We start from the raw sequence: 21383 nt of genomic DNA on the forward strand, positions 1-21383 counted from the left end.
AAACGAGAAATGGCTTACAGGCGGAACACGGAGAAGCCGCTGTCGCGGGCTTCCTTGGTGTTGAAGAGGCTCTTGACGTCGACCAGCACGGGCTGTTCGCCTCGGCAAAGGGCGCGCAGCTCGATCATGGTCGCGCGACGGTATTCGTTGTGGCCGACAGCGACGACAAGCGCATCGACCGGGTGATCCGCATCGACCCGGCCGAGTTGAAGGCCATATTCGCGGGCCACCTCTTCAGCGTCGGCCCATGGGTCCACAATTTCCACGGAAGCGCCCCATGCCTCGAACTCGCGAACCATGTCGACGATCTTGCTGTTGCGGATGTCGGGGCAATTTTCCTTGAAGGTGATGCCCAACACGCCGATGCGGCAACGCGGCACGTCCATGCCGTTCTTCAGCATCCGCTTGATGGTGTTGCGGGCCACGTAGCGCGCCATGTTGTCGTTGATGCGGCGCCCGGCCAATATGACCTGTGGGTGGTAGCCGACCTGCTCCGCCTTGTGCGTGAGGTAGTACGGGTCCACGCCAATGCAGTGCCCCCCCACAAGGCCCGGACGGAAGGGCAGGAAATTCCATTTGCTGCCTGCGGCCTCGAGCACGTCGAGCGTATCGATGCCCAGACGCTCGAAGATCACGGAGAGTTCATTGACCAGCGCGATGTTCAGGTCACGCTGTGTGTTCTCGATCACCTTGGCTGCCTCGGCCACCTTGATGCTGGCAGCCTTGTGCGTGCCGGCGGTGATGATCTCGTTGTAGAGCGCATCCACCACATCGGCCACCTCGGGCGTGCTGCCACTCGTGATTTTCTTGATCTTTGTGAGCGTGTTGACCTTGTCGCCGGGGTTGATGCGCTCTGGGCTGTAGCCGCAGAAGAAATCGACATTGAATTTCTTGCCGCTGAATTTTTCCAGCACCGGCACACACACTTCTTCTGTCGCACCGGGATAGACCGTTGATTCGAAGATGACGATCGCCCCCTTTGACATGACCTTGCCGACGGTTTCGCTGGCCTTGACCAGCGGCGTCAGATCGGGACGGTTCGCATTGTCGATCGGCGTAGGCACGGTCACGACAAAAACAGCACAGTCACGCAAATCATCGGCATGCGACGTGAATGCCAGCTGCGTCGCGGCCTTCAACTCTTCGCTGGTGGTTTCGAGCGTGTGATCGTGTCCACCCTGCAGTTCCGTGATGCGTTTGGCATTGATATCGAAGCCGACCACCCGACGCTTCTTGCCAAACTCCACAGCGAGGGGAAGGCCCACGTAGCCAAGGCCGATGATCGCGATAGGTTGAGTTGATTGAATGACTTGCATATTGAAAGCACTGGAGACGAAAAATTGGCGACAGACTCAGTCAAGAGCCATGCCGCCACACCGCATTCACGGCCGCTGACTTCAAAAGTAAGGAGGCCCGTGACGCGAACCTCGAGAACTTGGTCTGGGGCCAGGCTTGGCTAGCGATGCCTGACGTAAACCTCGCTGGCGTTGTTGACCACTTGCGCAGACGGCAGGATCAAGCTAACCACGCGGTTCCACTTGACCAACGGCACCGGGTCGACATACACGACGTCCTGCGACTGCAGTCGGAACTGGCTTGCTAGCGCCATCGTCGCTGGGTTCTTGGCGTTCAGATGGAAGATGGCCGGCGCGCCGGTCGCGCCTTGGCGAATCACGTAGATCTGACCGGCATTGGAGGTGGTCGTCATCGGACCACCCGCCTCGCCCAGGGCCTCGCTCAAGCTCAAACGGCCATTGCTGCGCATGGACAAGGCAACAGGCGCCATGATTTCGCCCATGACGAATACCTTGGAGTCTTCGCGGTGTGCCACGCGGACGGTGTCGCCGTTCTTGAGGGGAATGTTGTTCCCGTCATAGCCAGCCTCACGCAGCCGGGTCATGTCGATCGGGACTGAGCGGCCATCGCGAATGAGCGTAACGGCCGCGCGATTGGCATTGGCCGTCATGCCACCGGCGCGGTTGATTGCCTCGTTCAGTGTCATGGGCACATCAGTGAAGATCTGAGACCCCGGAACGCGCACTTCGCCTTCCACATAAGCGCGCCGGCTTCGGAAGGACTGGATACGCACAGTCACCTGCGGGTCACGAACGTGCGGCCGGAGCAGCTTGCCGATCAGATCGGAAGCATCGCCTTCGCTCAGGCCCGCCACGCGCACACGGCCGATGTAAGGAAAGGCAATCTCACCATCCGCATCGACGATGAAGCCTGGCGCCACCTGCACACCAGTCGGATCGGCCGACTGTGAAATCACGGCACCCGCGTTAGGCAGCAGTTCCGGGTGGTCGTACACGATCACGCCCACGACGTCGCCCGACCCGATGGTGTAGCGAGCCCCCTTCCCGAACAACGCCTGCACCTCAGGCGGCACCCCCTTCGGCGACACCTCTGCCAGCGTACGCACCAACGCCAGCGAGATAGGAGTGATTTCGCCCTCAGGCGCTTCATCGGGAAGGTAGCGGAACTGCGACGGCAACTCGCCGCCCGCTTCGTATGGCTCCACCGAACCCATGCCGGGCACCACGGCACAGCCCTGGAGCAACACCGCGCCGGCAAGCGCTACCCACGCGAGGGCTTTCGCATCTCTTCTCAATTCAGGTCCCTTGAAAGTCAGTCAGTCGTATCAACAACGAAGCGGCGAAAGAACGGCAATTCCCGAAGGCATGCGAGGCTCGCACATCCGCTCTCTTGTATCGCGCTTCTTTTTCAGACACTTGTGATCGCCGCCACTACGCGGCACCATTTATGTAAAAATTTGAACAGCTATAGTCGCGCTGAAACTGGCAAATTCAGGCAACAAAGGTGCAGAATTCATCGCGGGGTCACGCAAGAACTCGGCGCACCCGGGCCGGATGCGCTCTGACAGACAGAAGTCTTGAAGGTCGATTTCGCGCGGCCGCTCCCCACTGCTCCCCTCTCATCGTACCAGTGCAGTGCACTGTCAATGGGGCTTTGCCTGCGTTCCAGGATGCTTCTGGAATGCCCGTCCGGCGCCGTTTTGCCTTCTTTTCGAGAGCAAAACACGACGTATCCGACCGGTTCTACCCATCCCGCGAAATTGGAAACAAGACGTTCCAAAGCGTAGTCGGCAAGGTTTGGCTACGGAGACTGGGTACCCTCCGTCCGTTCCAGGCAAGAGCCGCCAGCGGTCATGCCTCAGTTGCAGTCCAGCATCACCCGCCGCGCCGCCGTCTTGGCCTCCCGCTTCCACAGGCATACTGGCACCCCTTTCAACAGCAGGTCTTCAGCACCCTTTCTGAATCATGAGCATCCTCAGCGAATTCAAGGAGTTTGCCGTCAAGGGCAACGTCATCGACCTCGCCGTCGGCGTGATCATCGGGGCGGCGTTCGGCAAGATCGTCGACTCGCTCGTGGCCGACATCATCATGCCGCTCGTGGGCATGGTGTTCGGGAAGCTCGACTTCTCGAACCTCTACGTGATCCTGGGCACGGTGCCGCCGGGCGTGACGAACACGCTGGCGGAGTTGAAGAAGGCCGGCGTGCCGGTGCTGGCATATGGCAACTTCATCACGATTGCTGTCAATTTCGTGATCCTCGCCTTCATCATCTTCATCATGGTCAAGCAGATCAACAAGCTGCGCAAGACCGAAGAGGCCGCCCCGGCAGCGCCAGCCGCCACGCCGGAAGACATCGCGCTGCTGCGCGAAATCCGCGACAGCCTGAAGCGCCCCTGAGCTTTTCTTACTGGCCGCGCGCTCAGACGCCGGCCAGCGTTCGCGCCATGCGCAGCGCCTCGACAAGGCTCGAGGCATCGGCCACGCCCTGGCCCGCGATGTCGAACGCCGTGCCGTGATCCGGGCTGGTGCGCACCAGCGGCAGCCCGAGCGTCACGTTCACGCCCTTCTCCACCCCGAGGTACTTGACCGGGATCAGGCCCTGGTCGTGGTACATCGCGATCACCACGTCGAACTCACCGCTGGACGGCACGCCGGCCTTGGCGCGCGCGCGCATGAAGACGGTGTCGGGCGCATGGGGCCCGTGGGCGTCGATGCCCTCGGCGCGTGCGGCCTCGATGGCCGGCGCGATGATGGTGCACTCTTCCGAACCGAACAGGCCGCCCTCGCCCGCGTGCGGATTGAGCCCGGCCACGCCGATGCGCGGCGGCCGGCCGAGGGCGTGGGTCAAGGCGCGATGGGTGATGCGCAGCGTGTCCAGCACGCCGTCGAAGCGCACGGCCTCGATGGCGTCGCGCAGCGACATGTGGATGCTCACGAGCACGGTGCGCAGCTCGTCGTTGGCCAGCATCATGCGCACGGGCACGTCGGCCACGGTGCGGCCCAGGTGGGCGGCGGCCTCGGCCTGCAGCAGCTCGGTGTGGCCGGGGTACGGAAAGCCGGCCGCGGCCAGCGCTTCCTTGTGCAGCGGTGCGGTGACGAGGGCCGAGATCTCGCCGCGCAATGCGGCGCGCGCAGCCCACACCACACAGTCGCCAGCGGCGCGCCCGGCTTCGGCGCTGATGCGCCCCTGCACGATGCCCTGCGGCGGCGCGATCACCTGCAGCACCGGGATGCACCCCGGCGGCACTGCAACCGCCTCAGCGACGCTGGCGATCTCCACGACAGGCCACCCCAGCCGCCCCGGCGCCGCGAGCGCCTGCGAGGCGCTGCGCAGCGTGCCGACGTCGCCGACCACGAACGCACCGCGCACGGCGTCGGGCGCGTCGCGGAAGGCCTTGGCAATGATCTCGGGGCCGATGCCCGCCGGGTCGCCGAGCGTGATCGCGATCGGCGCCTTCATGCGGGGTTGTCGATGTCGATGAATTCGTGCTTCAGCCCGAGCTGGGCCGCCACATGGGCGGCCACGGCCTGCGCGCCGTAGCGCTCGGTGGCGTGGTGGCCGCAGGCCAGGAAGGCCACGCCCAGTTCGCGGGCGTAGTGCGCCTGCGGCTCGGAAATCTCGCCGGTGATGAAGGCGTCGGCGCCGGCCGCAATGGCGGCCTCGAAGTAACCCTGGGCGCCGCCCGTACACCACGCGATGTTCTTGATCGGGCGGTGGGCCGTGTCGACCAGCGTGACGGGCCGCTTCAGCACCTTCTCGACATGGGTCGCCAGAGCCTTGGCGCTGGCGAAGTTCTCGCCGTTCTCGCGCGCGCCCAGGAAGCCCAGCTCCTGTTCGCCGAAGCGCCCGGCCGACCCCGGATGCGCAACGAGCCCCAGCTGCAGGCCGAGCTGCGCGTTGTTGCCCAGTTCGGGGTGCGCGTCGAGCGGCAGGTGGTAGGCGAAGAGGTTGACGTCGTCACCCAGCAGCAGGCCCAGGCGCTGCTTCATCCAGCCGGTGACGCAGCCGTCCTGGCCGCGCCAGAACAGGCCGTGGTGAACGAAGATGGCATCGGCCTCGGCGTGGATCGCGGCCTCGATCAGCGCGCGGCTGGCGGTCACGCCCGAGACGATCTTGCGGACCACGGTGCGCCCTTCGACCTGCAGGCCGTTGGGTCCGTAATCCTTGAAGCGCCCGGGGGCCAGCAGCAGGTCGAATGCGTGAAGCAGTTCGTGGCGTGTGGTGCTCATCGCGACATTGTCGCGCTCCCCGCGGCCGGCGCGCCATCGCGCATCGGGTGGCCGCGTGCGGCCAGGGGCCACAGGGCCAGCAGGAAACCCAGCGCCGCCAGCGCGGCGACGTAGTGCGCCGGCGCCATGGTGTCGTGCTGCAGCCAGAGCGTGAGGATCACCGGCGTCAGACCGCCGAAGACGGCATAAGACATGTTGTAGGCGAACGAAAGCCCCGTGAAGCGCACCGGCGCCGGAAAGGCGCGTACGCCCGCGATCGGCACCGTGGCGATGGTGCCCACGAACAGACCCACCAGCCCGTAGTGCCAGAACAGCGTGGCCGGCGTGCCGGGCAGCCCGGTGTAGAACAGGTAGGCGGTGGCAAAGAGGCCGCCCCAACCGATGAGCATCACGGCGCGCGTGCCGATGCGGTCGCTGGCCCAGCCGACGATCACGCAGCCGATGGTCAGGGTCAGCGTGGCGAGTGCGTTGGCCTCGAGCGCCAGCGCCGCCGGAATGTGGTGCACCTTCTGCAGGTAGGTGGGCGTGTACAGCACCACCACCACGATGGCGGCCGACAGCACCCAGGTCTGCAGACCCACGTACACGCTCGCCAGGCGGTGCTCGCGCAGCACCGTGCGCAGCGGCAACTCGCGGGCGACCGTCTTGCGGCCGGCCAGTTCCTTGAAGACCGGCGTCTCGTGCAGGAAGCGGCGCAGGTAGACCGAGAACAGCCCGAACACGCCACCCAGGATGAAGGGAATGCGCCAAGCGAAGTCGTTCACCTGCTCCGGCGAGTAGTGACGGTTGATGGCCACGGCCACCAGCGAGCCCAGCAGGATGCCGCCGGTGATGCCCGAGGTGAGCGTGCCGATGCCGAAGCCGTAGCGCTTGGCCGGCACGTGCTCGCCGACGAACACCCAGGCGCCGGGCATCTCGCCGCCGATGGCCGCGCCCTGCAGCACGCGCATCGCCAGCAGCAGCAGGGGCGCCGCGACGCCGATGCTCGCGTAGGTGGGCAAGAGGCCGATCACCAGCGTGGGCGCCGCCATCAGGAAGATCGACAGCGTGAACATGCGCTTGCGCCCCAGCAGGTCGCCGAAGTGCGCGATGACGATGCCGCCCACGGGCCGTGCGAGGTAGCCCGCCGCGAAGATGCCGAAGGTCTGCAGCTGGCGCAGCCAGTCGGGCATGTCGGCGGGGAAGAACAGCGCGCCCAGCACGGTCGCGAAGAAGACGTAGATGACGAAGTCGTAGAACTCGAGCGTGCCGCCGAGGGCGGACAGGGCCAGGGTCTTGTAGTCGCGCGCATCGAGCGTGCGCGCCGGAGCGGGCGTGGCGCCGTCCGTGTAGATAGCTTCTGAGGTCATGGCAGCAGGGGTATCGTGGCCGCTCGCCTGCCTTGAACCGGATAGGGGCAGAGCGTGGCACGCCGACGAAGGGATCGCCTGGCCGCATCCGCCGGGTGGGCGGCGCGGAAGGCCTGAGGGGGCGATCCGGGTCGGATCACCTGCCGATACTAAGGGTTAGCCCGTATTCACGTCCCGAAGGCCGCGCAATCTCGACCCTGCCGCGCGGTCTATGGCGCCAGGCCGGTTGAGGGACAATTGCAACCGGCGCCCTCTTTCAGCGCTTTTCCAACGCTCTTTCTTCAAGCTTTCATGAAACGCACCTGGCTGCTCTTTGCCCAAGCCGTGACCGTCCTGCTGGCGGCCTATTTCGTCGTCGCGACGCTCAAGCCCGAGTGGATCAATAAGCGCTCGACCTCGCTGGGCGGCGTGGTGTCGATCGTCGAAGCGCCCAGCGGCGCGCCGGCCGTGCCCGCCGCGGGCAGCCTGAGCGCGGCGGCCAAGAAGGCCTCGCCGGCAGTCGTGAGCATCAACACCAGCAAGGCCGCGCAGCGCCACCCGCGCAGCAACGACCCCTGGTTCCGCTTCTTCTTCGGCGACCAGGCCGACCAGCCGCAGGTGGGCCTGGGCAGCGGCGTCATCGTGAGCACCGACGGCTACATCCTCACCAACAACCACGTGGTCGAGGGCGCCGACGAAATCGAGGTCACCCTGAACGACAGCCGCCACGCGCGCGGCAAGGTGATCGGCACCGACCCCGACACCGACCTGGCCGTGCTCAAGATCGAGCTCGACAAGCTGCCGGTGATCGTGCTGGGCAACTCCGACGAGCTGCTGGTGGGCGACCAGGTGCTGGCCATCGGCAACCCCTTCGGCGTGGGCCAGACCGTGACCAGCGGCATCGTCTCGGCGCTGGGCCGCAACCAGCTGGGCATCAACCAGTTCGAGAACTTCATCCAGACCGACGCGGCCATCAACCCCGGCAACTCGGGCGGCGCGCTGATCGACGTCAACGGCAACCTGCAGGGCATCAACACCGCCATCTACTCGCGCTCGGGTGGGAGCATGGGCATCGGCTTCGCCATCCCGGTGTCGATGGCCAAGATCGTGCTCGAGGGCATCGTGAAGGAAGGCCAGGTGCGCCGCGGCTGGATCGGCGTCGAGCCGAGCGACCTGTCGCCCGAACTGGCCGAGACCTTCGGCGTGAAGGCCGACGCGGGCGTGATCATCACCGGCGTGCTGCAGAACGGCCCCGCCGCCAAGGCCGGCATCCGCCCGGGCGACGTGATCACCTCGGTGGGCGAGAAGAAGACCGACAGCGTGCAGGCCCTGCTGACCGCCGTCGCCGGCCTCAAGCCGGGCGACACCGCACGCTTCGCCCTGCAGCGCGGCACCGACAAGATGGAACTGGACGTGACACCGGGGCTGCGGCCGAAGAGTCCGATCCGGCAGCAGTTGCCCAACAACGAGTAGGCGGGAAACGACAGCGGCTCCAGCCGCAGATCAGACAGCAACAAAAAAGCGGCCCGAGGGCCGCTTTTGTTTTGGGGGCAGGAGCCGATCGATCCGGGGATCAGGAACTGCCGGAAGACCCCGAACCCGCGCCCTCTTCTTCACCCTCGGGCGCCTTGCCCGTTCCTGCGAAATAGCGCGCCCCGATGATCCCCACCTCGTACAGCAGGCACATCGGCACCGCCAGCGCGAGCTGCGACACCACGTCGGGCGGCGTGAGCACCGCGGCCACCACGAAGGCGATCACGATGAAGTAGCCGCGGAACGAGCGCAGCTTCTCGATGGTGACCATCTCGAAGCGCACCAGCAGCATCACCACGATCGGCACCTGGAAGGCCACGCCGAAGGCGATGTACAGCGACAGGATGGCCTCGACGTAGGACGAGATGTCGGGCGTGGCCGCCACCGCCGCGGGCGTGAACTTCTGGATGAAGCCGAACATCTTGTCCAGCACAAACAGCTGCACGAAGGCGATGCCGCCGTAGGCCAGCACGCTGCCGAAGAAGATCAGCGGCAAGGCGAAGCGCTTCTCGTGGCTGTACAGGCCCGGCGCGACGAACATCCAGGCCTGGTACATGAGCCAGGGCAGCGCCAGCAGCACGGCCGCCATCATCAGCACCTTGAGCGGCACGAAGAACGGCGAGAACACGCCGATGGCGATCAGCTTGGCGTCCGGCGGCATGTGCGCGCGGATCGGCATGGCGATGATGTCCATGAGCCCGCTCGGGCCGGGCCAGATCGCCAGCAGGATGCCCGCGACCACGAGGCCGTAGACGCAGTACAGCAGCCGGTCCCGAAGCTCGACCAGGTGCTGCACGAACGGCTGCTCGGTGCCCGCCAGCTCGTCTTCTTTGTTCTTGTTGTCGGAATCGGCCATGGGAGAGGAGAAAGCGTGGGAGAAGACACAGGCGCACGGGGCGCCCGGGAACGCCGCGGGGCGTGCGCGTGCGTCAGTTGATCTTGTGGGGGCGGAAGCGGGCGACCCGCGCCGCGCCCGACAGCGCCTTGGTACGCACGCCGTTGCGCGCCTTGTACCAGTTCGGCGTGGCGCCCTGCTTCAGGCGCCAGTTCTTGCGGGGGTGCCTGTATTCGGGCACCGCCTGCTCGGGCTCGGCCAGTGCCGACAGGGTGTCGCCGGACGCGCCGGAAAACTGCTTCTCGAACTCGCTGGCGCCGGTGTGGATGCTGTGCTCCACGTCGCGCGCCGCGTCCTCGACCGTGGTCTTCATCTTGCGGAGCTCGTCGAGCTCCATGGAACGGTTGACTTCGGCCTTGACGTCGTTCACGTAGCGCTGCGCCTTGCCGAGCAGGGCGCCCACCGTGCGTGCAACGCGCGGCAGCTTCTCCGGCCCGATCACGATCAGCGCCACGACGCCGATGAGCGCCAGCTTCTCAATGCCGAGGTCGATCACGGATGTGTGCCTGCGGTGCTCAGGACTTCTGGCGCGCTTCGACGTCGATCGTCGACTTGTCGCTGTTGGCCGGCTGGCCGGTCACTTGCTGCGTGGGGGCCGGTGCAGCGGAGGCGTCAGGGGAGGCCGAGCCGTCCTTCATGCCGTCCTTGAAGCCCTTGACGGCGCCACCGAGATCCGAACCCATGTTCCGCAGCTTCTTGGTGCCGAAGATCATGACCACGACGAGCAGCACGATCAGCCAGTGCCAGATGGAAAAAGAACCCATGGAGAACTCCTAAGAATGTGTCCGATTTTAGTCGGGGGGAATGTGACAGTTTGGCTTAACCCTGCTCAGCCGCGAAGCCAGGGGCGAGGGCCGCCCATGACGTGCACATGGAGATGGTGAACCTCCTGTCCGCCTTCGGCGCCGGTGTTCACGACGACGCGGTAGCCGCCGTCCGGATAGGGCCGGCAGCCCTGCTCCAGCGCCAGCTGGGGCGCCAGCGTCATGATCTTGCCCATGAGCGCCGAATCCTCGGGCGTGAGCTGCGCCATCGAGGCGATGTGTTTCTTCGGCACCAGCATGAAATGCACCGGCGCCCAGGGCGAGATGTCATGGAAACCGAACAGGTCGTCGTCTTCGTAGACCTTGCGCGAGGGGATCTTGCCTTCGATGATTTTGCAGAAGACGCAGTTCGGATCAGATGACATCTTTGGGTTCCATGGGACGGCCGTCGTTCATCCGGATCATGCCCTTCACGATCCGGTAGAGGAACCACAGCGAAATCAGGCTCCAGGCGATCCAGCCCGGCACGAACAACAGCAGCCAGAGCCACGAGGTGACGATGTACAGCAGGCCGGCCCACAGCACCGAGCGGATGCGCCAGCTGAAGTGCGAGGCCTGCCAGGTGCCGGCCGCGTCGTCGCGCTTCACGAAATCGATCAGGAGGGCGATGAGCAGCAGCAGCACGGAGGCCTGCGCGCCCGGCACGACCGCGCCGATGGCCACGATCAGGTGCAGCACGTAGCTGACCCAGCCCCAGGTCTTGAGGGAGTCGTCGGGTTCCACGTTCACGATGTCATTGGCCATGGTCGATGCCCTTTCAATCGATCAGTCAGTCGTTGGAAGCTTCGCGGGCCTGCACCTTGCGCAGGGCTTTTTCCTCGATGCCGCTGGTGCCTTCGCGGCGCTCGAGCTCCGCGACGACGTCGGCTGGCGAGAAACCGTAGTGGGCCAGCGCCACCATGGTGTGGAACCACAGGTCGGCCACTTCGTTCACTATTTTCGAGCGGTCGCCGCCATGGTCGGCGTCCTTGGCGGCCATCACGACCTCGGTGGCTTCCTCGCCGATCTTCTTGAGGAAGGCGTCGGGGCCCTTGTGCAGCAGCCGGGCGACGTAACTCTTCTCGGGGTCGCCGCCGTTCGCGGGCAGGCGGCTCTCGAGCACCGCGGCCAGGCGGGCGAGCGCGTCGGACATATTCGAATCGTTCACTGTGGCGCTCATTTGTAGATCGACTCCGGGTCTTTCAAGACCGGTTCGACCACGGTCCACTGGCCCTTCTCGTACTTGCTGAAGAAGCAGCTGTGGCGGCCGGTGTGGCAGGCGATGCCAGGCTCGTGGCCCAACTGGGTCACCTTGAGCAGCACGACGTCGTTGTCGCAGTCGAGGCGGATCTCGTGCACGGTCTGCACGTGGCCGGACTCCTCGCCCTTGAACCACAGCTTGCTGCGCGAGCGGCTGAAATACACCGCGCGGCCCAACTCGGCGGTCTTCTCGAGCGCCTCGCGGTTCATCCACGCAAACATGAGCACGTCGTTCGTGCCTTGTTCCTGGGCGATCACGGGCACCAACCCGTTCGCGTCCCACTTCACTTCATCGAGCCAATTCATGGGGATATTGTCGAGGATAGGAAAAGACCCTTCCGGCCCCGCTCAGGCGTCGATGCGCACGGGAATCCCGCGCTCGGCCATGCGCGCCTTGGCCTCGCCCACGGTGTGCTCGCCGTAGTGGAAGATGCTCGCGGCCAGCACCGCGTCGGCGCCGCCCTTCTGGATGCCGTCGGCCAGGTCGTCGAGGTTGCCGACGCCGCCCGAGGCGATCACGGGCACGTTGACCGCGTCGCTCACGGCGCGCGTCAGGGCCAGGTCGAAGCCGCTCTTGGTGCCGTCGCGGTCCATGCTCGTGAGCAGGATCTCGCCCGCGCCGCGGCGCGCCATCTCGGTCGCCCACTGCACCACGTCCAGGCCGGTGTTCTTGCGCCCGCCGTGGCTGTAGACGTCCCAGCCCGCGCCGCGCACGGCGGCGTCTTCGGGGCTGCGGCGCTTGGCGTCGATGGCGACCACGATGCACTGCGAGCCGTACTTCTGGGCCGCGTCGCTGATCACCTGCGGATCGGCGATGGCGGCCGAGTTGAAGCTGGTCTTGTCGGCACCCGCGTTGAGCAGCCGGCGCACGTCGGCCACGGTGCGCACGCCGCCGCCCACGGTCAGCGGAATGAAGACCTGCGAGGCCACCGCTTCAATGATCGGCAGGATCAGGTCGCGGCCGTCGCTGGTGGCCGTGATGTCCAGGAAGGTCAGTTCGTCGGCGCCCTGTGCGTTGTAGCGCGCCGCGATCTCGACCGGGTCGCCGGCATCGCGCAGCTCGAGAAAATTGACGCCCTTGACGACGCGGCCGCCGGTGACGTCGAGGCAGGGAATGATGCGTTTGGCAAGCATGGGGTGGTGAACCAGGAAGAAATCAGAGAACGCAAAGCTGTTGCCAGCCCTGCCATTGGGCGCCGGGCGCCAGCACGACGGGTTCGTCGATGCGGGCCGCCTCGACGCAGAGCATGTGGCGGAAGCCCTCTGCGGGCATGTCCGCGAGTGTCGCACCGAGCACGGCACCGGGGTTCCAGACCACGGTTTCGGTGCAGGTTTCGCTCTGGGTGATTTCGAGCGTGCCGTCGGGCTGCACCAGCCGCAGCGGCTGCGCTGGGGCGGTGTAGACGCTGTCGAACTCGGCGTCGAACTGCAGCGCGGCGGCGGTTTCGGTCTGGCGCACGTCGCGCACGGCGTCCCAGCGCGGCGCGCCCTGCAGGCCTTCGAGGCGCACGGTGGCGATGTCGTCCACGCGCAGGTAGGTGTGCAGCGCGGCCGAGAACGGCCAGGGCGCGTCGCCGGTGTTGGTCAGGGTGAGCGCGGTGCGCAGCCGGCCGGCGGCGAGCGTGGCGTCCATCCGCGCCTCGAAGGCATGCGGCCAGAGCCTGCGGGTGGCGTCGTTGTCGCGCAGCACCAGCCGCATCGTGTCGGGCGCGCCCGAATCCTCGCGAATCCAAGGCAGATTGCGCATGAAGCCATGCTTGGGGAGCATGCCGCGCTGGTTGAACTGGGGGCAGCACAGGGGAATGCCGCCGCGGATGGCAGTTTGGCCGTCAAAAACGGCCTTCGGACTCAGATACAGTCGCTCCCCACCGCGGGCCGGGGCCCAGGAAAGCACCTGGGCGCCATGCAGCGCCACCGTCAGCGTGCTGCCATCGGCCGCCACGGCGTGCAACGCCGGCTGGCCTCGAAACTCGATCGAGCGGATATCCATGTGAGGAATTGTAGGCAGCCGCCGCATCCTGGCAGCGGGCCATTGCGTGCATCCGCCTTTCTTGGATACCCTGTGCCGGGTCGGTCCCGTGCACTCGAAAAGAACCACTCTCACACGACAAAGGGGATACGCATGAAGAAAAAGCTGCCCATGGCCGCCTGGATCCTGATCGCCATGGTGCTCGGCATCATCGTCGGTTACATGATCTTCACCAGCTTTCCCGACAAGAAGGCCGCCAAGGAGATCGCGGACTACGTCTCCATCGTCTCCGACGTCTTCCTGCGCCTGATCAAGATGCTGATCGGCCCGCTGGTGTTCTCCACGCTGGTGGTGGGCATCGCGCACATGGGCGACGCCAAGTCGGTGGGCCGCGTGTTCGGCAAGGCCATCGGCTGGTTCCTCACGGCCTCGCTGATCTCGCTGGTGATCGGCCTGGTCATGGCCAACCTGCTCAAGCCCGGCGAGAACCTGGGCCTGCCGCTGCCCGACATCGGCGCCTCGGCCAACCTGGCGACCAACAAGTTCACCTTCAAGGACTTCGTGAGCCACACGGTGCCCAAGTCGTTCGTGGAGGCGATGGCCAACAACGAGATCCTGCAGATCGTGGTGTTCTCGATGTTCTTCGGCGTGGCGCTGGCCTCGCTCGGCGACAAGGCCAAAACGCTGGTGGCCGCCATCGAGGAGCTGTCGCACGCCATGCTCAAGATCACGGGCTACGTCATGAAGCTCGCACCGCTGGCGGTGCTGGCCGCCATGGCCGCCACCGTGGCCGTGAACGGGCTGGGCATTCTCGTCAAGTTCGCCGTGTTCATGCGCGACTTCTACCTGGGCCTGTTCGTGCTGTGGGGCGTGCTGATCATGGCCGGCCTGCTGTTCCTGGGGCCGCGCGTGTTCAAGCTGCTGGTGCTCATCAAGGAGGCGTTCCTGCTGTCGTTCGCCACCGCGAGCTCCGAAGCCGCCTACCCGAAGATCCTGCAGGCGCTCGACCGTTTCGGCGTGAAGCGCAAGATCTCCAGCTTCGTGATGCCGATGGGCTACTCGTTCAACCTGGACGGCTCGATGATGTACTGCACCTTCGCCGTGCTGTTCATCGCGCAGGCCTACGACATCCACATGCCGATCAGCACGCAGATCACCATGCTGCTGATCCTGATGCTCACCTCCAAGGGCATGGCCGGCGTGCCGCGCGCCTCGCTGGTGGTGATCGCCGCCACGCTGAACCACTTCGACATTCCCGAGGCCGGCCTGCTGCTGATCCTGGGCGTGGACACCTTCCTGGACATGGGCCGCTCGGCCACCAACGCGGTGGGCAACTCCATCGCCACGGCCGTGGTCGCCAAGTGGGAGGGCGAGCTGCTGTCCGAGAGCGACGCCGAGGCCAACGCCAAGGTGCTCGACGAGGAAGCCGCCGCCACCCTCGCCCACCCGGCGCACGCGTGAGGCGCCACGCCATGACGCGCATCGCCACGCTGCCCTCCGCCGTCGCCGCATGGCTGCTGGCGGGCGTGGTCCTCGCCTTTCCGGCCGGCCCCGCGCAGGCGCAGGAGCTCCTCACCGGCACGCTGGCCAAGGTGCGCGAAAGCGGCACCATCGCCATCGGCCACCGCGAGGCGTCAGTGCCCTTTTCGTACCTCAATGCGCGCAAGGAGCCGATCGGCTATTCCATCGAGCTGTGCCGCGCGCTCGTCACGGCCATCGAGGACACGGTCAACAAAAGCCTCACGATCAAGTGGGTGCCCGTCACCTCCGACTCGCGCATCGACGCGGTCGTGAGCGGCCAGGTCGACCTCGAGTGCGGCTCCACCACCAGCAACCTCGAGCGCCAGAAGCGCGTGGCCTTTTCGCCGACCATGTTCGTCTCGGGCACCAAGGTGCTGGTGAAGAAGGGCGCGCCGATCCAGTCGTTCCGCGACCTGGCCGGCAAGAAGGTGGCCGTCACGGCCGGCACCACCAACGAGAAGACGCTGCGCGACCTGTCGCAGAAGTTCAAGCTCAACATCGAGCTGAAGGTGGCGCGCGACCATGCCGAGTCGTTCGCGCTCGTGAAGGACGGCCAGGCCGACGCCTTCGCCACCGACGACGTGCTGCTCTACGGCCTGATCGCCCGCGACGCCGCCAAGGCGCAGTACGAGGTGGTGGGCGACTTTCTCTCCTACGACCCGTACGCGGTCATGTACCGCAAGGGCGACCCGCAGCTCAACAAGGTGGTGGTCGACACCTTCCAGGTGCTGGCGGAAGACGGCGAGATCCACCGCCAGTACAAGCGCTGGTTCATGCGCAAGCTGCCTTCGGGGGAAAGCCTCAATTTGCCGATGAGCGCGCAGCTGGAAACGATCATCCAGACGATGGCGGTGAAGGCCGAGTAGGCCCGCCTGCCCTTTTCTCTACCGCGCCGGCCACTCCCAGCGCGGAATCTCGCTCATGTCGAGGTTCGCGATGCGGGTCTCGCCGAAGCGCTTTTCGAGCACCACCGGCTGCAGGCCGTCGCTGTCGTCCAGGGCGGCGATCAGGCGCGCCGCGTGCGACACCACGATCACCTGCGACGACCGCGCGGCCTGCGCGATGAGGCGGCCCAGCGCCGGCAGCAGGTCGGGGTGCAGGCTGGTCTCGGGCTCGTTGAGCACCAGCAGCGCGGGCGGACGGGGCGTCAGCAGCGCCGCGATCCACAGCAGGTAGCGCAGGGTGCCGTCCGACAGCTCGGCGGCCGTCAGGGGCCGCAGCAGGCCGTGCTGGTGCATCAGCGTCTCGAAGCGGTCGCCGTTCGCCTGCACCTCGATGCGGGCGCCCGGGAAGGCATCGTCCACGGCGCTGTCGAGCGCCTCGCCGTCGCCGATCTCGCGAATGGTCTGCAGGGCGGCGGCCAGGTCAGCGCCGTCGTTGGCGAGCACGGGCGTGTAGGTGCCCAGCTGTGGCTGGCGCGCGGGCGCCTCGGCGTCCGAGCGGAAGTGGTCATAGAAGCGCCAGGAGCGCATCTGCTCGCGCAGCGTGAGCATCTCAGGCGCGTCGCGCGGGTCGGCGTGCTCGGTCATCATGCTGGCGAAGGCGGGAATCGGCCGGCCGACGGCCTGCCAGCCCTTGCCGTCGCGCAGGCGCAGCGCGGCGCCCTTGCGGTCGACCAGGTGCGTGGAAGGGCGCAGCAGCGGGCCGCTCCAGATCGCCTCGTGCTTGATCTGCGGGTCGTGCGAGAAGGCCGAGGACGGGATCGGCGGCGGCAGGCCGATGTCGATGGCGTAGCCGAAGTCGTCGGCCTCGGCGCCGGCGAAGCCCAGCTTCAGCGCCACCGGCTCGCTGCGCGTGGTGCCCTGCACCGGCTGTTCGCCGCGCAGCATGGCCGCCGAAAAGCGCTCGGGCCCGGCCCACAGCGTGGAAGACAGCCCGCCCTCGCGCACCAGCGAGCGGATCACGCCGCCGTTGGCGATGTCGGCCAGCAGCCGCATCGCGCGGTACACGCTCGACTTGCCGCTGCCGTTGGCGCCCGTGACCACCGTGAGGCGGCCCAGCGGCACCGTCAGCTGGCGCAGCGAGCGGTAGTTGGCAATGGCGAGCGCGGAGAGCACGCGCCGCTACGGCAAAGGCGTCAGGCGCCGGCCAGCTCGTCCGCGCGCGCCTGGGCGGCGGCGAAGTCGAGGTCGCCCGAGTAGATGGCGCGGCCGCAGATCACGCCCTCAACGCCTTCGGACTCGACCGCGCAGAGCTGGTCGATGTCGGCCATGTTCGACAGGCCGCCCGAGGCGATCACGGGGATGGTCAGCGCCTGCGCGAGCTTGACGGTGGCGTCGATGTTGATGCCCGAGAGCATGCCGTCGCGGCCGATGTCGGTGTAGATGATCGATTCGACGCCGTAGTCCTCGAACTTCTTGCCCAGGTCGGCCACCTCGTGGCCCGTGAGCTTGCTCCAGCCGTCGGTGGCGACCTTGCCGTCCTTGGCATCCAGGCCCACGATGATGTGGCCGCCGAAGGCGCTGCAGGCGTCCTTCAGGAAGCCGGGGTTCTTGACCGCGGCGGTGCCGATGATCACGTAGCGCAGGCCGTCGTCGATGTAGCGCTCGATGGTGTCCAGGTCGCGGATGCCGCCGCCGAGCTGCACCGGGATGTCGTCGCCGACTTCCTTCAGGATCGCCTTGATCGCCGCATGGTTCTGCGGCTTGCCGGCGAAGGCGCCATTCAGATCGACCAGGTGCAGCCGACGGGCGCCGGCCTCGACCCATTTGCGGGCCATGGCGGCGGGGTCTTCGCTGAAGATGGTGGACTGGTCCATGTCGCCCTGCTTGAGGCGAACGCAGTGGCCGTCTTTGAGATCAATGGCGGGAATGAGGAGCATGGAAGTGACGCGAGTGTGCGAAAGCCGGGCTGCGAACGGTGCGGCCCGGGCGGGAATATAAGGTCAGGGATTCCAGTGGAGGAAGTTGCGATACAGCTGCAGCCCATGGTCCGCACTCTTCTCCGGGTGGAACTGGGTGGCAAAAATGTTATCGCGTGCGATGGCCGCGGTAAAGCATGCCCCGTAATCGGCCTCGCCCACGCTGTGCCGGGCATCGGCCGGACACGCGTAGAAGCTGTGCACGAAATAGAAGTAGCTCTGGTCGGGAATGCCCGCCCACACCGCGTGCGGCTGGGCCTGGCGCACCTGGTTCCAGCCCATCTGCGGCACCTTGAAGCGGCTGCCGTCGGGCTGCAGGCGACCGGCCAGGTCGAACTTGACGACTTCGCCGGGAATGAGCCCCAGGCCGTCGGTCGGGCCTTCGTCGCTGCGCGACAGCAGCATCTGCATGCCCACGCACACGCCGAAGAGCGGCTTGCTGGCCGCGGCCTCGAGCACCGATTCGAGCAGGCCCGAGTCGCGCAGCTCGCGCATGCAGTCGGGCATGGCGCCCTGCCCCGGCAGCACCACGCGGGTGGCCTTTCGCACCACGTCCGGGTCGGAGGTGACGAACACCTCCACGCCCACCTGGTCGGCCGCATGGCGCACGGCCTGCGACACGGAGTGCAGGTTGCCCATGCCGTAATCGACGACCGCGACGGAATTCTTTGCTACAGATTTCATAGCTGTTCGCCGGGGAGTTTCAGAGCGAACCTTTGGTCGAGGGAATGACGCCGACGGAGCGCGGATCGAGCTCCAGCGCGCCGCGCATGGCGCGCGCGAAGGCCTTGAACACGGTCTCGCACTGGTGGTGCGCGTTCACGCCCTTCAGGTTGTCGATGTGCAGCGTGACGAAGGCGTGGTTCACGAAGCCCTGGAAGAACTCGTAGGTGAGCTGGCTGTCGAAGGTGCCGATCATGCCGCTGGTGAAGGGCACGTGCATCACGAGGCCCGGGCGGCCCGAGAAGTCGATGACGACGCGGCTCAGCGCTTCGTCCAGCGGCACATAGGCATGGCCGTAGCGTCGGATGCCCTTCTTGTCGCCGATGGCCTTGGCCACGGCCTGGCCGAGCGTGATGCCCACGTCTTCCACCGTGTGGTGGCCGTCGATGTGCAGGTCGCCCTCGCAGTCGATGTCCAGGTCGATCAGCCCGTGGCGGGCGATCTGGTCGAGCATGTGGTCGAAAAAGCCGATGCCCGTGGAGAGCTTGGCCTTGCCGGTGCCGTCGAGGTTGACGCTGACCGTGATCTTCGTCTCGGCGGTGTGGCGGGTGACCGTCGCGATGCGATCGGTGCTGCCCGGGGTCGTGGGGGTGGTCATAGTGAGGCTTCGAGCGCCGCCAGCATCTGCGCGTTCTCGTCGGCCGTTCCGACGGTGAGGCGCAGGCAGTTGGCGAGCAGTTCATGCATTTTAGAAACGTTCTTCACCAGCACTCCGCGGGCCTTCATGCCCTCGAAGGTACGGGTGGCATCGGGCACGCGCAGCAGGATCATGTTGGCGTCGCTGGGCCAGGTCTTCACGCCCGGCAGCCGGGCCAGCGCGGCCATGAGCTGGTCGCGCCCTTCGCGGATCTGGCGCGCCTGGGCCTCGAACACGGCCGCGTGCTCCAGCGCGAACAGCGCGGCTTCGCAGTTGAGCACGCTGATGTTGTAGGGCGGGCGCACCTTGTCGATCTCGGCGACCAGCGCCGCGGGACCCATGAGGTAGCCCAGGCGGATGCCGGCCAGGCCGAACTTGCTCAGGGTGCGCATCAGCAGCACGTGGCGGTGGTTCGCGAGCCGGTCGATGTAGCTGCGGGCGGCAAAGGGCTGGTAGGCCTCGTCGATCACCACCAGGCCGCCCTGCGCGCCCTGGGCCTGCACGATCTTCTCGATGACGGCGTCGTCCCAGAGGTTGGCGGTCGGGTTGTTCGGGTAGGCGAGGTAGACGATAGCGGGCTTCTCGCGCGCGATGGCGGCCAGCATGGCGGCCTCGTCGAGCTCGAAATCGGCCGTGAGCGGCACGCCCACGAAGCGCAGGCCCTGCAGCTGGGCGCTCATCGCGTACATGACGAAGCCGGGCACGGGCGCGAGCACGGCGGCGCCGGGCTGGTCGCAGGCGATGCCCAGCAGCGAGATGAGTTCGTCCGAGCCGTTGCCCAGCATCAGCCCGAAGCCTTCGGGCAGGCCTGCGTGCGCGGCCAGCGCGCGCTGCAGGTCGGCGCCGCGGTCGCCGGGGTAGCGGTTGAGCGCCAGCGCGCCCAGGCGCGCGCCCAGTTCAGCCTGCAGCGCGGGCGGCAGGCCGTAGGGGTTCTCCATCGCGTCGAGCTTGAGGAAGCCGCGCGCGTCCTGCACCGCGTAGGCGTGCATGGCGCGCACGTCGGCGCGGATGCGGTCGAGCGGCAGACGGTTGTCGGAGGCGGAAGAATCGGAAACGGTCATCGGGTGCAGCGGTAGCTGTTGCGGAGGGCGCCGGCCATGACCAGTTGCACGGGCATGTCGGCTTCGTAGCTGTCGGCGTTGCGGCTCAGCTCGGTCTGGTAGAGCGAGCGGGCCATCGAGGGTTCGAGGCGGCGGCCCTCGATGCAGAACGGCGGCACCTGGCCGTTGCGCTGCGACGACTCGACGCCCTCGCGCAGGCCTTCGAGCACGCCGACGAGGTAGTAGCTGGCGTAGGCCTTGCCGTCCTTCTCGTTGGCTTCAAGCGTGCGCAGTTCGCGGATGCTCATGGCCTGCGCGCCGACGCCGATCGCACCGGCCGCCAGGGCGAGCAGCAGCGCCGGCAGGCGCGGCAACAGCAGGACGGCGGCGCGTTGCATGGCCTCGCTGGCTTACTTGCGGTAGCGCGGCGGCGGCGCGTACGCGCCGTCGGCCGGGAAGGCGCTGGGCTGCGACGGCGAGGCGTCGCGGCGGGTGCGGCGCGGGGCGTTCGGCTCTTCGAGCTCGAACAGCGCGGCGCCGATCACGCCGATGTTGCGCACGTCGCCAGCCTCGGTGTTCGCAGCGTAGGCACGGCCCGGCGTGGCGAAACGGAAGGCGGCCACTTCGCTCTGGCTCTTGCGGAAGCCTTCGATGTTGAGCGTCTGCTGCGGGCGCAGCACGTAGCCGCCGTTGCGCAGGCTGCCGGGCTTGCCGTTGAGCACGTCCAGGCCGTCGACGGTGGCGATCACCTCGTAGCTGCGATCGCTGAGGTTGCGAAAGCGCAGCGTGTAGCGCGCGCCTTCGACGCCGGCGAGGCGGAACATGTCATTGCCGCTTCGGCGTGCGCGCTGCAACGGCAGCGGGCGGTCGTTCTCGTCGAGCACCGACCATTCGATGTCGCCCTGGGCCAGCTGCAGGTTCAGCCGGCGCTCGGGGTTGCTGCCCGCATCGCGGCGCACGCTGGCCGCGTCGTTGTAGCCGATCGAGGCCACGTCGTCGGGCTGGTCGGACAGGCGCTTGGCAGCCACCGTGCGGGTCTTCGACTCGATGCCTTCGCCCCATTGCGTGCCGAGCTGGGCCGGCGCCGGTGCGGGCTTTGCAGCACTGGACGTGGCCGCCATCGCCGTCGTCTCGGCGCGGTTCTGCGGCATCTGGGTGCAGGCGGCCAGCAAGGCGGCACCGGCAACGAGGCCGGTGGCGAAACGGAAAAATCGCGAGCGATAGAGGCGTTGAATCATCTGGCGTGCTCCTCCCTGAAGCGGGGTTGT

Annotated in this window: 25 protein-coding genes; 4 read left to right on the forward strand and 21 right to left on the reverse strand. The window is 66.8% G+C overall.

The genetic code is table 11. The annotated features are described in order from the left end of the window. Nucleotides 1–14: 14 nt before the first annotated feature. Nucleotides 15–1316, reverse strand: coding sequence for a Vi polysaccharide biosynthesis UDP-N-acetylglucosamine C-6 dehydrogenase TviB (gene tviB / locus AC07YS_RS21310; protein WP_495269535.1), 1302 nt, complete (start codon nucleotides 1314–1316; stop codon nucleotides 15–17). 140 nt (nucleotides 1317–1456) lie between these two features. After that, entirely contained in the window at nucleotides 1457–2530 is a 1074-nt protein-coding gene (locus AC07YS_RS21315) for a polysaccharide biosynthesis/export family protein (RefSeq protein ID WP_082818073.1), read from the reverse strand. 751 nt (nucleotides 2531–3281) lie between these two features. Here AC07YS_RS21315 and mscL point away from each other — a divergent pair. Then, nucleotides 3282–3713: a large conductance mechanosensitive channel protein MscL gene (mscL, locus tag AC07YS_RS21320; RefSeq protein ID WP_495269536.1), complete on the forward strand. Its 432-nt coding sequence runs from the start codon at nucleotides 3282–3284 to the stop codon at nucleotides 3711–3713. 22 nt (nucleotides 3714–3735) lie between these two features. Here mscL and pdxA read toward each other — a convergent pair whose 3' ends face one another. From pdxA to AC07YS_RS21335, 3 genes are read right to left on the reverse strand one after another with little or no spacing between them, the layout of a single operon-like run. Beyond that, entirely contained in the window at nucleotides 3736–4776 is a 1041-nt protein-coding gene (pdxA, locus tag AC07YS_RS21325) for a 4-hydroxythreonine-4-phosphate dehydrogenase PdxA (protein ID WP_495269537.1), read from the reverse strand. Continuing rightward, nucleotides 4773–5546, reverse strand: a complete 774-nt coding sequence (locus tag AC07YS_RS21330) for a Nif3-like dinuclear metal center hexameric protein (protein WP_062473645.1) — start codon at nucleotides 5544–5546, stop codon at nucleotides 4773–4775. Before AC07YS_RS21330 ends, pdxA begins: the two co-directional genes overlap by 4 nt. Next, nucleotides 5543–6895 (reverse strand): MFS transporter, encoded by a 1353-nt coding sequence (locus AC07YS_RS21335; RefSeq protein ID WP_492697827.1) that lies wholly within the window; start codon nucleotides 6893–6895, stop codon nucleotides 5543–5545. The genes AC07YS_RS21330 and AC07YS_RS21335 overlap by 4 nt, the downstream gene beginning before the upstream one ends. A 291-nt stretch (nucleotides 6896–7186) precedes the next feature. On the opposite strand from AC07YS_RS21335, the gene AC07YS_RS21340 reads away from it, so the two are divergent. Beyond that, the gene (locus AC07YS_RS21340; protein ID WP_307584233.1) at nucleotides 7187–8347 is read left to right on the forward strand and encodes a S1C family serine protease; all 1161 of its coding nucleotides are present in this window, start codon (nucleotides 7187–7189) and stop codon (nucleotides 8345–8347) included. A 100-nt stretch (nucleotides 8348–8447) separates the two neighbouring features. Here the strand turns inward: AC07YS_RS21340 and tatC are convergent, their stop codons facing one another. The 9 genes from tatC to AC07YS_RS21385 all read right to left on the reverse strand — a co-directional run bounded on the left by tatC (nucleotide 8448) and on the right by AC07YS_RS21385 (nucleotide 13382). Further along, nucleotides 8448–9263 carry a twin-arginine translocase subunit TatC gene (tatC, locus tag AC07YS_RS21345; protein ID WP_095743773.1) on the reverse strand — a complete coding sequence of 272 codons (816 nt, stop codon included), beginning with the start codon at nucleotides 9261–9263 and terminating at the stop codon, nucleotides 8448–8450. 73 nt (nucleotides 9264–9336) lie between these two features. Then, complete coding sequence (gene tatB / locus AC07YS_RS21350; RefSeq protein WP_062471652.1) at nucleotides 9337–9798, reverse strand: Sec-independent protein translocase protein TatB; 462 nt, start codon at nucleotides 9796–9798, stop codon at nucleotides 9337–9339. A 19-nt stretch (nucleotides 9799–9817) separates the two neighbouring features. Further along, nucleotides 9818–10066 (reverse strand): Sec-independent protein translocase subunit TatA, encoded by a 249-nt coding sequence (gene tatA / locus AC07YS_RS21355; RefSeq protein WP_070059921.1) that lies wholly within the window; start codon nucleotides 10064–10066, stop codon nucleotides 9818–9820. Between the two features lie 65 nt (nucleotides 10067–10131). Further along, a complete protein-coding gene (locus tag AC07YS_RS21360) occupies nucleotides 10132–10491 on the reverse strand; it encodes a histidine triad nucleotide-binding protein (protein ID WP_070059922.1) in 360 nt (119 codons plus the stop codon). Further along, nucleotides 10481–10870, reverse strand: a complete 390-nt coding sequence (locus AC07YS_RS21365; protein ID WP_056572726.1) for a DUF4870 family protein — start codon at nucleotides 10868–10870, stop codon at nucleotides 10481–10483. Before AC07YS_RS21365 ends, AC07YS_RS21360 begins: the two co-directional genes overlap by 11 nt. Before the next feature lie 25 nt (nucleotides 10871–10895). Next, nucleotides 10896–11285: a phosphoribosyl-ATP diphosphatase gene (locus AC07YS_RS21370; RefSeq protein WP_062471661.1), complete on the reverse strand. Its 390-nt coding sequence runs from the start codon at nucleotides 11283–11285 to the stop codon at nucleotides 10896–10898. Next, nucleotides 11282–11671 carry a phosphoribosyl-AMP cyclohydrolase gene (gene hisI, locus AC07YS_RS21375; protein ID WP_095743771.1) on the reverse strand — a complete coding sequence of 130 codons (390 nt, stop codon included), beginning with the start codon at nucleotides 11669–11671 and terminating at the stop codon, nucleotides 11282–11284. The genes AC07YS_RS21370 and hisI overlap by 4 nt, the downstream gene beginning before the upstream one ends. Nucleotides 11672–11713: 42 nt before the next feature. Next, nucleotides 11714–12499 (reverse strand): imidazole glycerol phosphate synthase subunit HisF, encoded by a 786-nt coding sequence (hisF, locus tag AC07YS_RS21380; RefSeq protein ID WP_495269538.1) that lies wholly within the window; start codon nucleotides 12497–12499, stop codon nucleotides 11714–11716. 22 nt (nucleotides 12500–12521) lie between these two features. After that, nucleotides 12522–13382, reverse strand: coding sequence for a D-hexose-6-phosphate mutarotase (locus AC07YS_RS21385; protein ID WP_495269539.1), 861 nt, complete (start codon nucleotides 13380–13382; stop codon nucleotides 12522–12524). 105 nt (nucleotides 13383–13487) lie between these two features. Here AC07YS_RS21385 and AC07YS_RS21390 point away from each other — a divergent pair, with 105 nt between their 5' ends. Together AC07YS_RS21390 and AC07YS_RS21395 are read left to right on the forward strand one after the other, a co-directional pair. After that, nucleotides 13488–14795 (forward strand): dicarboxylate/amino acid:cation symporter, encoded by a 1308-nt coding sequence (locus tag AC07YS_RS21390; RefSeq protein WP_070059926.1) that lies wholly within the window; start codon nucleotides 13488–13490, stop codon nucleotides 14793–14795. An 11-nt stretch (nucleotides 14796–14806) separates the two neighbouring features. Beyond that, entirely contained in the window at nucleotides 14807–15721 is a 915-nt protein-coding gene (locus AC07YS_RS21395; RefSeq protein WP_495269540.1) for an amino acid ABC transporter substrate-binding protein, read from the forward strand. Between the two features lie 18 nt (nucleotides 15722–15739). On the opposite strand, the gene AC07YS_RS21400 is transcribed toward AC07YS_RS21395, so the two are convergent. From AC07YS_RS21400 to AC07YS_RS21430, 7 genes are all read right to left on the reverse strand, one after another. Then, nucleotides 15740–16912, reverse strand: a complete 1173-nt coding sequence (locus AC07YS_RS21400; protein ID WP_495269541.1) for an AAA family ATPase — start codon at nucleotides 16910–16912, stop codon at nucleotides 15740–15742. A 20-nt stretch (nucleotides 16913–16932) separates the two neighbouring features. Next, nucleotides 16933–17676 carry a 1-(5-phosphoribosyl)-5-[(5-phosphoribosylamino)methylideneamino]imidazole-4-carboxamide isomerase gene (gene hisA, locus AC07YS_RS21405; RefSeq protein ID WP_062471681.1) on the reverse strand — a complete coding sequence of 248 codons (744 nt, stop codon included), beginning with the start codon at nucleotides 17674–17676 and terminating at the stop codon, nucleotides 16933–16935. A 63-nt stretch (nucleotides 17677–17739) separates the two neighbouring features. Beyond that, nucleotides 17740–18399 carry an imidazole glycerol phosphate synthase subunit HisH gene (hisH, locus tag AC07YS_RS21410; protein ID WP_307695396.1) on the reverse strand — a complete coding sequence of 220 codons (660 nt, stop codon included), beginning with the start codon at nucleotides 18397–18399 and terminating at the stop codon, nucleotides 17740–17742. Nucleotides 18400–18418: 19 nt separating this feature from the next. Beyond that, nucleotides 18419–19036: an imidazoleglycerol-phosphate dehydratase HisB gene (gene hisB / locus AC07YS_RS21415; protein ID WP_062471688.1), complete on the reverse strand. Its 618-nt coding sequence runs from the start codon at nucleotides 19034–19036 to the stop codon at nucleotides 18419–18421. Beyond that, nucleotides 19033–20136 (reverse strand): histidinol-phosphate transaminase, encoded by a 1104-nt coding sequence (gene hisC, locus AC07YS_RS21420; RefSeq protein ID WP_495262616.1) that lies wholly within the window; start codon nucleotides 20134–20136, stop codon nucleotides 19033–19035. The genes hisB and hisC overlap by 4 nt, the downstream gene beginning before the upstream one ends. Next, nucleotides 20133–20513, reverse strand: coding sequence for a hypothetical protein (locus tag AC07YS_RS21425; RefSeq protein ID WP_095743766.1), 381 nt, complete (start codon nucleotides 20511–20513; stop codon nucleotides 20133–20135). The genes hisC and AC07YS_RS21425 overlap by 4 nt, the downstream gene beginning before the upstream one ends. Before the next feature lie 12 nt (nucleotides 20514–20525). Continuing rightward, nucleotides 20526–21353: a hypothetical protein gene (locus AC07YS_RS21430; protein WP_095949881.1), complete on the reverse strand. Its 828-nt coding sequence runs from the start codon at nucleotides 21351–21353 to the stop codon at nucleotides 20526–20528. Between the last annotated feature and the right edge of the window lie 30 nt (nucleotides 21354–21383).

The organism is Variovorax sp. GW458-11-26-14-LB1, assembly GCF_059423965.1.

Bases quoted from the DNA above. Each gene is read 5' to 3' on its own strand.
- tviB (WP_495269535.1), bottom strand. From the start codon at position 1,316: ATGCAAGTCATTCAATCAACTCAACCTATCGCGATCATCGGCCTTGGC.
- AC07YS_RS21315 (WP_082818073.1), bottom strand. From the start codon at position 2,530: ATGGGTTCGGTGGAGCCATACGAAGCGGGCGGCGAGTTGCCGTCGCAG.
- mscL (WP_495269536.1), top strand. From the start codon at position 3,282: ATGAGCATCCTCAGCGAATTCAAGGAGTTTGCCGTCAAGGGCAACGTC.
- pdxA (WP_495269537.1), bottom strand. From the start codon at position 4,776: ATGAAGGCGCCGATCGCGATCACGCTCGGCGACCCGGCGGGCATCGGC.
- AC07YS_RS21330 (WP_062473645.1), bottom strand. From the start codon at position 5,546: ATGAGCACCACACGCCACGAACTGCTTCACGCATTCGACCTGCTGCTG.
- AC07YS_RS21335 (WP_492697827.1), bottom strand. From the start codon at position 6,895: ATGACCTCAGAAGCTATCTACACGGACGGCGCCACGCCCGCTCCGGCG.
- AC07YS_RS21340 (WP_307584233.1), top strand. From the start codon at position 7,187: ATGAAACGCACCTGGCTGCTCTTTGCCCAAGCCGTGACCGTCCTGCTG.
- tatC (WP_095743773.1), bottom strand. From the start codon at position 9,263: ATGGCCGATTCCGACAACAAGAACAAAGAAGACGAGCTGGCGGGCACC.
- tatA (WP_070059921.1), bottom strand. From the start codon at position 10,066: ATGGGTTCTTTTTCCATCTGGCACTGGCTGATCGTGCTGCTCGTCGTG.
- AC07YS_RS21360 (WP_070059922.1), bottom strand. From the start codon at position 10,491: ATGTCATCTGATCCGAACTGCGTCTTCTGCAAAATCATCGAAGGCAAG.
- AC07YS_RS21365 (WP_056572726.1), bottom strand. From the start codon at position 10,870: ATGGCCAATGACATCGTGAACGTGGAACCCGACGACTCCCTCAAGACC.
- AC07YS_RS21370 (WP_062471661.1), bottom strand. From the start codon at position 11,285: ATGAGCGCCACAGTGAACGATTCGAATATGTCCGACGCGCTCGCCCGC.
- hisI (WP_095743771.1), bottom strand. From the start codon at position 11,671: ATGAATTGGCTCGATGAAGTGAAGTGGGACGCGAACGGGTTGGTGCCC.
- hisF (WP_495269538.1), bottom strand. From the start codon at position 12,499: ATGCTTGCCAAACGCATCATTCCCTGCCTCGACGTCACCGGCGGCCGC.
- AC07YS_RS21385 (WP_495269539.1), bottom strand. From the start codon at position 13,382: ATGCGGCGGCTGCCTACAATTCCTCACATGGATATCCGCTCGATCGAG.
- AC07YS_RS21390 (WP_070059926.1), top strand. From the start codon at position 13,488: ATGAAGAAAAAGCTGCCCATGGCCGCCTGGATCCTGATCGCCATGGTG.
- AC07YS_RS21395 (WP_495269540.1), top strand. From the start codon at position 14,807: ATGACGCGCATCGCCACGCTGCCCTCCGCCGTCGCCGCATGGCTGCTG.
- hisA (WP_062471681.1), bottom strand. From the start codon at position 17,676: ATGCTCCTCATTCCCGCCATTGATCTCAAAGACGGCCACTGCGTTCGC.
- hisH (WP_307695396.1), bottom strand. From the start codon at position 18,399: ATGAAATCTGTAGCAAAGAATTCCGTCGCGGTCGTCGATTACGGCATG.
- hisB (WP_062471688.1), bottom strand. From the start codon at position 19,036: ATGACCACCCCCACGACCCCGGGCAGCACCGATCGCATCGCGACGGTC.
- hisC (WP_495262616.1), bottom strand. From the start codon at position 20,136: ATGACCGTTTCCGATTCTTCCGCCTCCGACAACCGTCTGCCGCTCGAC.
- AC07YS_RS21425 (WP_095743766.1), bottom strand. From the start codon at position 20,513: ATGCAACGCGCCGCCGTCCTGCTGTTGCCGCGCCTGCCGGCGCTGCTG.
- AC07YS_RS21430 (WP_095949881.1), bottom strand. From the start codon at position 21,353: ATGATTCAACGCCTCTATCGCTCGCGATTTTTCCGTTTCGCCACCGGC.